This is a genomic window from Paraburkholderia sp. (assembly GCF_026225065.1).
In the GTDB taxonomy this organism is placed as follows: domain Bacteria; phylum Pseudomonadota; class Gammaproteobacteria; order Burkholderiales; family Burkholderiaceae; genus Paraburkholderia.
Genome location: NZ_JAMFSB010000338.1, coordinates 1 through 8,073, shown reverse-complemented (window position 1 = coordinate 8,073; position 8,073 = coordinate 1). Strand labels below are relative to the sequence as shown.

Genomic DNA, 8,073 nt, shown 5'->3' with positions numbered 1-8,073 from the left:
TCACCGCCGGTTTCTTCGCATAGCGAACAACCAGCGACACCGTTGCTACCCGCGCCGCCGTCTGTGCTGCTTTCCGCGCGGCCGCCGGTGCTACCTGAGCCCGACGATGCCTGCTGGCCGATCGCGCCACTCGTCATACGAGCACCCGCTCGATGCCGCCCTTGTTGGCACGCTCGACGTACTCGGGCAACCAATTCTCGCCCAGCAGATTGCGTGCGATCTCGACCACGATGTAATCGGCCTTCACGTCCACATCCTCTTCATAGCGCGACAGGCCCTGCAAGCATGAGGGGCAGCTGGTGAGCACCTTGACCTCGCCTTCGAAGCCACCGGTGCGCGCCCGATCGGCGCCCTTGCGCATTTCCTCTTCCTTGCGGAACCGCACCTGGGTTGCAATATCCGGCCGCGACACCGCGAAGGTACCCGACTCGCCGCAGCAACGCTCGGCCTTCTCGATCACGTAACCTTCCTGCGCCGCGCCCATCAGCTGGTTGACCAGCTTGGTCGGATCCATCGTCTTGATCGGCGTGTGGCACGGGTCGTGATACATGTAGCGCATGCCGTTGACGCCGTCGAGCTTGATGCCCTTCTCGAGCAGGAATTCGTGGATGTCGATAATCCGGCAACCCGGGAAAATCTTCTCGAATTCGTATCCGGCGAGCTGGTCATAACACGTGCCGCACGACACCACCACCGTCTTGATGTCGAGGTAGTTCAGCGTGTTGGCGACGCGGTGGAACAGTACGCGGTTATCCGTGACGATCTTCTCGGCCTTGTCGAACTGGCCCGCGCCGCGCTGCGGATAGCCGCAGCACAGGTAGCCCGGCGGAAGCACAGTCTGCACGCCGGCCTCCCACAGCATGGCTTGGGTCGCCAAGCCCACCTGCGAGAACAGACGCTCGGAGCCGCAACCCGGGAAGTAGAACACCGCTTCCGTATCCGCCGTCGTAGTCTTCGGATTGCGGATGATCGGCACGATCTTGTTGTCTTCGATGTCCAGCAGCGCCCGCGCCGTCTTCTTCGGCAAATTGCCCGGCATCTTCTTGTTCATGAAGTGGATCACCTGCTCCACCGCCTTCGGCTTGCCGACGGTGGCCGGCGGGTGCGCTGTCTGCTTCTTGGCGAACTTCTTCAGCACGTCGTTGCCGAGGCGCTGCGCCTTGTAGCCGATGCCCATCATCGCGGTACGCGCGAGATTAATGGTCTGCGGATTGGTGGCGTTGAGGAAGAACATGCCGGCCGCGTTGCCCGCGTTGAACTTCTTCTTGCCCATCTTGCGCAACAGATTGCGCATGTTCATCGTGACATCGCCGAAGTCGATCTTCACCGGACACGGCGTCACACATTTGTGACACACCGTGCAGTGATCGGCGACGTCGTTGAACTCGTCCCAATGCTTGATGGACACGCCACGGCGCGTCTGCTCTTCGTACAGGAACGCCTCCACCAGCAGCGAAGTGGCGAGAATCTTGTTGCGCGGGCTGTACAGCAGGTTGGCGCGCGGCACGTGGGTCGCGCACACCGGCTTGCACTTGCCGCAACGCAGGCAGTCCTTGATCGACTCGGAGATCGCGCCAATGTCGCTCTGCTGCATGATCAGCGATTCATAGCCCATCAGCCCGAAGCTCGGCGTGTACGCGTTGCGCAGGTCCGCGCCTTCGAGCAGCTTGCCGGCATTAAAGCGGCCATGCGGATCGACGCGTTGCTTGTATTTGCGGAATTCGCCGATCTCTTCCTCGGTCAGGAATTCGAGCTTGGTAATACCGATGCCGTGTTCGCCTGAAATCACGCCGTCCAGTGAACGCGCCAGCTTCATGATGCGCGCGACGGCCGTGTGGGCGTCCTGCAGCATCTCGTAGTTGTCGGAGTTGACGGGGATGTTGGTGTGCACGTTGCCATCGCCGGCGTGCATGTGCAGCGCGACGAATACGCGGCCGCGCAGCACCTTCTTATGGATAGCCTGGGCCTCTTCGAGGATCGGCTTGAATTCGCCGCCATTGAAGATCAGGCGCAGTTCGGCGCGAACTTCCTGCTTCCACGACACCCGCACCGTGCGGTCCTGGGTCACATCGAACACCGTCACGCCGGGTTGTGCATCGACGCGGTCCGCGAACTTCTCCGCGAGCCCTTCGTAGCCGAGCTGAACCATGTAGTGCTGCGCCTCGCGCAACGACAGATCGAGCTTGTCGCGCAGGAATTCCCAACGCGTGCGGACCCGCTTGAGCAGGTCGAGTGCGTTCTGCACGCGGTCTTCCAGCAGTTCGGCGCTCGGAATTTCGTTGGCGTCGTCGCTCTTGCCGAGCGGCAGCTTGCCGGCCTTGAAGAACACTTCGAGCGCGTCCAGCAATTGCAGCTTGTTCTTGACCGACAGTTCGATGTTGATGCGCTCGATGCCGTCGGTGTACTCACCCATGCGGTTGAGCGGAATCACCACGTCTTCGTTGATCTTGAACGCGTTGGTGTGCTTCGCGATCGCGGCCGTGCGGCTGCGGTCGAGCCAGAAGCGCTTACGCGCCTCGGCGTTCACCGCGACGAAGCCTTCGCCGCTCTTGCCGTTAGCCATGCGCACGACTTCCGAGGTCGCTTGAGCGACCGCATCCGCATCGTTACCGACGATGTCGCCGATCAGCACCATCTTCGGAAACGCGTTGCGCTTGCTCTTGGTCGCGTAGCCGACCGCGCGCAGATAGCGTTCGTCGAGGTGTTCGAGACCGGCAAGAATCGCGCCGCCCTGCTTCGACGTTTCGAACAGATAGTCCTTGATTTCGACGATGCTCGGAATCGCATCGCGCGCCTGGCCGAAGAATTCGAGGCAGACGGTGCGCGTATGCGCAGGCATCTTGTGCAACACCCAGCGCGCCGACGTAATCAGGCCATCGCAACCTTCCTTCTGGATGCCCGGCAGGCCAGCGAGAAATTTATCCGTGACGTCCTTGCCCAAGCCTTCCTTGCGGAACACGCGGCCCTTAATGTCGAGGGCTTCGGTGCGCAGCAGCTTTTCACCGGGCGCGTACTCGCCGTCGAACCACTTCAGTTCGAAGCGGGCCAGCTCGATGTCGTGAATCTTGCCCATGTTGTGGTCAAGACGCGTGACTTCGAGCCAGTTGCCTTCCGGGTCGACCATGCGCCACCAGGCGAGATTGTCGAGCGCGGTGCCCCACAGAACGGCCTTCTTCCCGCCAGCATTCATGGCGACGTTGCCGCCAATGCATGAAGCGTCGAGCGAGGTCGGATCAACCGCGAACACGAAACCAGCCTGCTCGGCCGCTTCAGTCACGCGACGCGTGACAACGCCCGCGCCCGAAAAAATGGTCGCGACCTTGTTCGGCACGCCCGGCAGGTCGGTCATTTCGACCGCGCCAAGCTGTTCGAGCTTTTCGGTATTGATGACCGCAGAGAACGGCGTGAGCGGCACCGCGCCGCCCGTGTAACCCGTGCCGCCCCCACGCGGAATCACCGTCAGGCCGAGTTCGAAGCAGGCCTTGATCATGCCGGCGATCTCTGCTTCCGTGTCCGGTGTCAACACGACGAACGGATATTCGACGCGCCAGTCGGTTGCGTCGGTCACATGCGACACGCGTGACAGCCCGTCGAACTTAATGTTGTCTTTCTGCGTGACGCGGCCCAGCACCTTGGTGGAGCGGCGGCGCAGTTCGGTGGTCTTGTCGAACTCGTTGGCGAAGTCGTCTACGGCACGGCGCGCTGCAACCACCAGCGTTTCTACACGCGCCGCGCGGTCTACGCCCGCTTCATCGCCGTGCTCGGTCAGGTCGGCGCGGCGGCGCTTCTCGATCTCCGACAGACGGTGGTGCAGCGCTTCGATCAGCTGCGCACGGCGCTTCGGGTTGTCGAGCAGGTCGTCCTGCAGGTAAGGATTGCGGCGCACCACCCAGATGTCGCCCAGCACTTCGTACAACATGCGTGCCGAGCGGCCGGTACGCCGTTCGGCGCGCAACTCGGCCAGCGCATCCCACGCTTCGTTACCCAGCAGGCGGATAACGATTTCACGGTCGGAAAACGAGGTGTAGTTATAGGGAATTTCGCGCAGACGCGCTTCAGGGGCGGCGGCCACCACAGCGGCGGCTCCGTGCGGATCGAATACTTGAGGTGCGTTCATGTTTGGACGACTCGGTAGGTCAACTGGGCGCGCTCGCTAATGACGATTGAGGAGGCGCTGGCTGACGGTGCGCGTGGGGCGCAATTCTGGAAATCTTCTAGTTGGCCGAAGCGCCTGCCGGCGGGCGATACACGCCGGCCGCTTCGTGGCACTCAGATGCAGCTACACGATCGTGCGCAGCACACATGCCTCTGCGCCGCGGGACGAGACTCACGCGGGACGGGCATCAAATGGGCGATCTGAGGCTGCCAGTGCATCTTCCGATCCTTGTTCCAAAATCGAATTCTACCGCAGGATCCACACGCGCGTTGACGCTCGAATCGAGTTCTAGCGGGGCTTTTACACGGTCAGGCGAGGAAATATGTTCAAACTGGTGAGTCCATAATTCGTCGACCGAACGGTCGGGCAGGTAGTATTTCCGAACCTTTCCTGCGCGTTGCCCATACGGTCGAGGCCAGAGCGCGGGCCGTTGGCGCTATCATTGTCCTTTCCCGTCTCACACAGCGCACCGCGCCACCCGCATGGCTTCCCACGACTATCTGAAGAAAATCCTGACTGCGCGCGTCTATGACGTCGCCCGCGAGACCGAACTCGAGCATGCGCCGAATCTGTCGGCACGGCTGCGTAATCCGATTTACCTGAAGCGCGAAGACAACCAGCCGGTGTTCTCGTTCAAGGTGCGCGGCGCGTACAACAAAATGGCGCACATTCCGGTCGAAGCGCTGGAGCGCGGCGTGATTACGGCTTCGGCGGGCAATCACGCGCAGGGCGTCGCGCTGTCGGCGGCGCGCATGGGCGTGAAGGCAATTATCGTGGTGCCGGTAACGACTCCGCAGGTGAAAGTCGACGCCGTGCGTTCGCATGGCGGCCCCACGGTCGAAGTCGTCCAGGTAGGCGAGTCGTATAGCGATGCCTATGCGTACGCCGCCAAGTTGCAGGAAGAGCGCGGCCTGACCTTCGTGCATCCGTTCGACGACCCGTATGTGATCGCCGGCCAAGGCACGGTGGCGATGGAGATCCTGAGCCAGCATCAAGGGCCGATTCACGCGATCTTCGTGCCGATCGGCGGCGGAGGTCTCGCAGCCGGGGTCGCCGCTTACGTCAAGTCGGTGCGTCCGGAGATCAAGGTAATCGGCGTGCAGACCGACGACTCCTGCGCGATGGCGCAGTCCTTGAAGGCCGGCGAGCGCGTGACGCTGACCGAAGTGGGCCTGTTTTCCGACGGCACCGCGGTGAAGCTGGTGGGCGAGGAAACGTTCCGGCTGTGCCGCGAGTACCTCGACGACGTGCTGATTGTAAATACCGACGCCCTGTGCGCGGCGATCAAGGACGTGTTCCAGGACACGCGCAGCGTGCTGGAACCCGCGGGCTCGCTGGCGGTGGCAGGTGCGAAGCAATATGCGGAACGCGAGGGCATCGAGGATCAGACGCTGATCGCGATCACCTCCGGCGCGAACATGAATTTCGACCGGATGCGTTTCGTGGCCGAACGCGCCGAAGTCGGCGAGGCGCGCGAAGCCGTGTTCGCGGTGACCATCCCCGAAGAGCGCGGCAGTTTCAAACGCTTCTGCGAACTGGTCGGCACGCGCAGCGTCACCGAATTCAACTACCGGATCGCCGAAGCGAGTTCCGCGCATATCTTCGTGGGCGTGCAGATCAGGAACCGCAGCGAGTCGGCGCAGATCGCGGGCGCCTTCGAGGCGCACGGCTTTGCCACCGTCGATCTGACCAGCGACGAACTATCGAAGCAACATATCCGTTACATGGTGGGTGGCCGCTCGCCGCTCGCGCATGACGAGCGCCTGTTCCGCTTCGAATTTCCGGAACGGCCAGGTGCGTTGATGAAGTTCCTGTCGTCGATGGCGCCGAACTGGAATATCAGCCTCTTCCATTACCGCAACCAGGGGGCGGACTACAGCTCGATCCTGGTCGGCATCCAGGTTCCTGGCACGGAGAACCCCGAGTTCGACCGCTTCCTCGCGACGCTCGGCTATCCGTACTGGGAAGAGACGACGAACCCGGTCTACCGGCTGTTCCTCGCATAAGCTGACGAGACCTTGCCGATGGCATTTACGCTTCAGGACAAGCTGGTCGTCGCGATTTCGTCGCGCGCACTGTTCGACTTCGAAGAAGAGAACCGTGTGTACGAGCAAGGCGATCTGCACGGCTACGAAACGCTGCAGCGCGAGCGGTTGAGCGTGCCCGCCAAACCGGGGGTGGCGTTTCCGCTGATCCGCAAGCTGCTGGCGCTGAACGCGGGCGCGCACCGGGTCGAGGTGGTGATCCTGTCGCGCAGCGATCCGATTAGCGGGCTGCGCGCGTTCCATTCGTGCCGCGAACATGGCCTCGCGATCGAACGCGGCGTCTTTACGCGCGGACGTCCGCCGTTCGGCTATCTGAAGCCACTGAATGCCTCGCTGTTTCTGTCCGCCAATCAGGACGACGTGCGCGACGCGCTGGCCGCCGGATTCCCCGCTGCACGCGTATTGCCGGAATCGGCGAAAATGGCGAGCAAGTATCCGGACGAGATCCGCATTGCCTTCGACGGCGACGCCGTGCTGTTTTCTGACGAAGCCGAGCGCGTGTTTCAAAAGGAAGGCTTGCGGGCATTTTTGGGCCATGAGATTCACAACAAGGATCTGCCGTTAGCCGACGGGCCGCTCAAGCCGTTGCTGGAGGCGCTGCACCGTTTGCAGAACGTGGCGGATGAGGCCGCGCCGACGCAGGCAGCGCCGATGCATATCCGGACGGCACTGGTAACTGCGCGTTCAGCGCCGGCGCATGAAAGGGCTATACGAACGCTGATGGCGTGGAACATCGAAATCGACGAAGCGATGTTCCTCGGCGGTCTCGACAAAAGCGCATTTTTGCGCGAGTTCGAGCCGGACTTTTTCTTCGACGATCAAATTGGCCATTGCGAATCGGCCCGTGTCGTGACAGCGACGGGGCACGTGCTGAGTGGCATCGTGAACGCATCATGACACCCGAACAATCACCGCTTGGCAAACCTGCCACCTATACCGAACAGTACGACGCGACGCTGCTCTTTCCGATCGCGCGCAAGGCCGCGCGCGACGCGATTGGCATTGGCGCGCAGTTGCCTTTCTTCGGGACGGATATCTGGAATGCTTACGAGCTTTCCTGGCTGAATGGGCGCGGCAAGCCGCAGATTGCCGTGGCAACTTTTTATGTGCCGGCGGACTCGCCGAATATTGTCGAGTCGAAGTCGTTCAAATTGTATCTGGGTTCTTTTGCGCAGAGTTCGTTTGAGTCGTTTGAGGCCGTGCGGGATACGATCAAGAAGGATGTTTCTGGTGCCTGCGGCGCTACGGTTTCAGTGCATCTGACCGGGCCAATGGATTTTGGCAAGCTGCGGTTGGATGAGTTTGAAGGCACTCCGTTGGATCGGCTCGATCTTGATACTGATGTTTATCATCCGGATCCTTCGTTGCTCAAGGCTGCGCTTGAGGAAGCTCCTGTTGAGGAGACGGTGTTTTCTAATTTGCTCAAGTCAAATTGTCCGGTTACTGGGCAGCCTGATTGGGGAAGTGTGCAGATTCATTATGTTGGGCCGCAGATTGATCATGCTGGGTTGTTGCGGTATATCGTTTCGTACCGGAATCACACGGGGTTTCATGAGCAATGCGTTGAGCGGATTTTTGTTGACGTCCTTAAGATTTGCAAGCCTTTGAAGCTGGCTGTTTATGCTCGCTATACGCGGCGTGGTGGGCTTGATATCAACCCGTTTCGGACGAATTTTAATTTGCCTATGCCAGATAATTGCAGGACGGCGAGGCAGTAAGTTTTTTTGCCTGCGGCGCCTTGGGCGTTGTTCTTATGGCGTTGGCCTTTCCTTGATTTCTTAGTGGTCTATTAGCTTCGCCCCTGTGCGGGGCGGCACTAAGCAAAGAACGCGGGCTCACACCGCCAGCTTGTAGGTGTCCGCCACTCACTTC

At 61.1% G+C, this 8,073-nt stretch carries 4 protein-coding genes; 3 read left to right on the top strand and 1 reads right to left on the bottom strand.

Annotation, left to right across the window (positions count from 1 at the left end):
• Positions 1-133: 133 nt before the first annotated feature.
• Positions 134-4,117 carry a DUF3683 domain-containing protein gene (locus M0954_RS23600; RefSeq protein ID WP_297355833.1) on the bottom strand — a complete coding sequence of 1,328 codons (3,984 nt, stop codon included), beginning with the start codon at positions 4,115-4,117 and terminating at the stop codon, positions 134-136.
• Positions 4,118-4,638: 521 nt separating this feature from the next.
• Here M0954_RS23600 and ilvA point away from each other — a divergent pair.
• Genes ilvA through queF form a run of 3 tightly spaced genes read left to right on the top strand, consistent with a single transcriptional unit; the run spans position 4,639 to position 7,919 of the window.
• On the top strand, positions 4,639-6,162 hold the full coding sequence (gene ilvA, locus M0954_RS23595) for a threonine ammonia-lyase, biosynthetic (protein WP_122153367.1): 1,524 nt from the start codon (positions 4,639-4,641) through the stop codon (positions 6,160-6,162).
• A gap of 18 nt (positions 6,163-6,180) precedes the next feature.
• A complete protein-coding gene (locus M0954_RS23590; RefSeq protein WP_122153366.1) occupies positions 6,181-7,098 on the top strand; it encodes a 5'-nucleotidase in 918 nt (305 codons plus the stop codon).
• Positions 7,095-7,919 carry an NADPH-dependent 7-cyano-7-deazaguanine reductase QueF gene (gene queF, locus M0954_RS23585; RefSeq protein ID WP_122153365.1) on the top strand — a complete coding sequence of 275 codons (825 nt, stop codon included), beginning with the start codon at positions 7,095-7,097 and terminating at the stop codon, positions 7,917-7,919. The genes M0954_RS23590 and queF overlap by 4 nt, the downstream gene beginning before the upstream one ends.
• The last annotated feature ends 154 nt before the right edge of the window (positions 7,920-8,073 follow it).

Excerpts from the sequence above, each read along its gene's own strand:
- M0954_RS23600 (WP_297355833.1), bottom strand. The coding sequence starts at position 4,117 with ATGAACGCACCTCAAGTATTCGATCCGCACGGAGCCGCCGCTGTGGTG.
- ilvA (WP_122153367.1), top strand. The coding sequence starts at position 4,639 with ATGGCTTCCCACGACTATCTGAAGAAAATCCTGACTGCGCGCGTCTAT.
- M0954_RS23590 (WP_122153366.1), top strand. The coding sequence starts at position 6,181 with ATGGCATTTACGCTTCAGGACAAGCTGGTCGTCGCGATTTCGTCGCGC.
- queF (WP_122153365.1), top strand. The coding sequence starts at position 7,095 with ATGACACCCGAACAATCACCGCTTGGCAAACCTGCCACCTATACCGAA.